Source organism: Flavobacterium sp. (assembly GCF_049590715.1).
In the GTDB taxonomy this organism is placed as follows: domain Bacteria; phylum Bacteroidota; class Bacteroidia; order Flavobacteriales; family Flavobacteriaceae; genus Flavobacterium.
Window position 1 is genome coordinate 1 of the sequence record NZ_JBAWDL010000186.1, and the last position, 1,709, is coordinate 1,709.

General features: G+C 61.3%; 1 protein-coding gene. It reads right to left on the reverse strand.

Features of this window, described 5'->3' with window-relative positions; all coding sequences use genetic code 11:
* Positions 1–1,709 (reverse strand): hypothetical protein (locus WBQ70_RS08535; RefSeq protein WP_423912913.1); only part of this gene is annotated, 1,709 nt, incomplete at both ends.

Consider the following 1,709-nt stretch of genomic DNA (forward strand, 5'->3'; position numbering starts at 1 on the left):
ATCGAGGCCCATCCACTGAAAGACCTGTCCGGCAGGATCAACTGATCCATCAACGATCGACGTGCCGCTGAAGTCGTCGGCGACGCGAACGCGATCTCCAAAAGCGAGCGTGCGGGTGCCCGATCGACTGGTGAACTCGTATCCGTCGAGCACCTGAGCGGTCCAACGGTTGAGAATCCCGGCACCGGCATCATTGTTCGGGGCCACCACTGCTGAGAGCGTCGAGGTTGCCTCGACTCGACCGGCGGAGGAGGCGGTAACGCTTACGGCACCTGCGGAGGCACTCTTGACGAGGCCGTCAACGCGGCGCCACTGTGTAGTGATCGCGTAGTTTTCTGTGGCGAGGTTCGTGGCTGGTGGACCGCGCGGTGCGCCAATGAACTCGTATACGCCGCCGCCGGGAGCTGCGACGAGGTCACCGGTCTCTAAGGTGGCGGTTGCGACGCCCAGGGCATAGTTCGGTGTCGGCTCACCATCAAGAAGCGAGCGAGCACCGCCATTGACTTTGTTGCTGACAACAACTCCGTTGACGCTCAATCCGCCCGCGCCGAAGAGTGCAGCCGGCGCCGAGGTCGCATCGTTGGTGACCGTTGCGACGACAGAGTTTGCTGATTCGGCGTGAACCGTCACTGACGACGCATGAACGATCTGGCTGAGCTGAACTAGTGCGTTTGCCTGTTGCGGTGATTGCCCACCGAATGCGGTGTTCGAAGCGATCAGCGGATCACCGATGACGGCATCGATGAACGCGAAGAAGGTATTGGTTGGCAGCCACCCGATCGTGTTGAACGCGAGGGTGAGTCCCCACGCCTCTGCTCCCGTCGATACGGCGGCTGCGACGGTCGCATCAATATCTGCTGTGATGAGCGCTTCGACCACGAGCGCTCCGGTCAAATCGACACGTGATGACCAGATTCCCGCGTTCACCGAACCCAGCACGCGGTTCGTCGCGATAATTCCTGCCGCAGCAAGCGACGTGCCGTTGCCAGTGAATGAGCTACCGCCCGATGAGTTCGCGGTGACATCTATATCGGCGCGGACGATCGAATCTTGCACCGCACGCACCGTGAGGTTATCTGCGTTCAGATCAGCGAAGCCGATGCGAGCGCGTACATCGCTGCGCAGGTCGTTGAGCACGACCACTGCTGCCACGGCGACCGATGGCGAAGTTGAAATGTTGAATCCGAGCGGAAAGTAATTGCTCGGGCCCACTGGCTTCCAGTAGCCGAGGTCAGTGAAATCTGCGGATGCGAGATTCACCGTTGTGCCGTCCGCGCCCATCCACTGATACAGGCCACCGGCCTGACCTGCAATCAACGCCCACGAGTCGACGTCGGAATAGTCGAGTGAGTTCAGGTCGAGCACTCCCGGTGTTCCTACGTAACGGTAGATGCTGCCGGCATCGCCGCCAATGGGCACCCACCGTGCAAGGTCTGCGTAGTTCTGCATCGTGAGGTCATAGCGGCCATTGGCTCCGCGGTACCGGTAAGCGACACCCCATTCGCCACCTCGCTCATAGCCTGACTCCACCACGACGACATCGCCGAATGCCACAATCCGAATTCCCGAAGACGTCGTGTAGCGCACTGTGCCGTAGTCGGCTGCGAGTTCGACGACCTTGCCGACGGCGACGGCGACCGTCTGGCTTCCCGTCTTGCTCGCCGTGGCCGACGGGCTCGCGAAGTTGGGCGACAAGCGCACCGTATCGC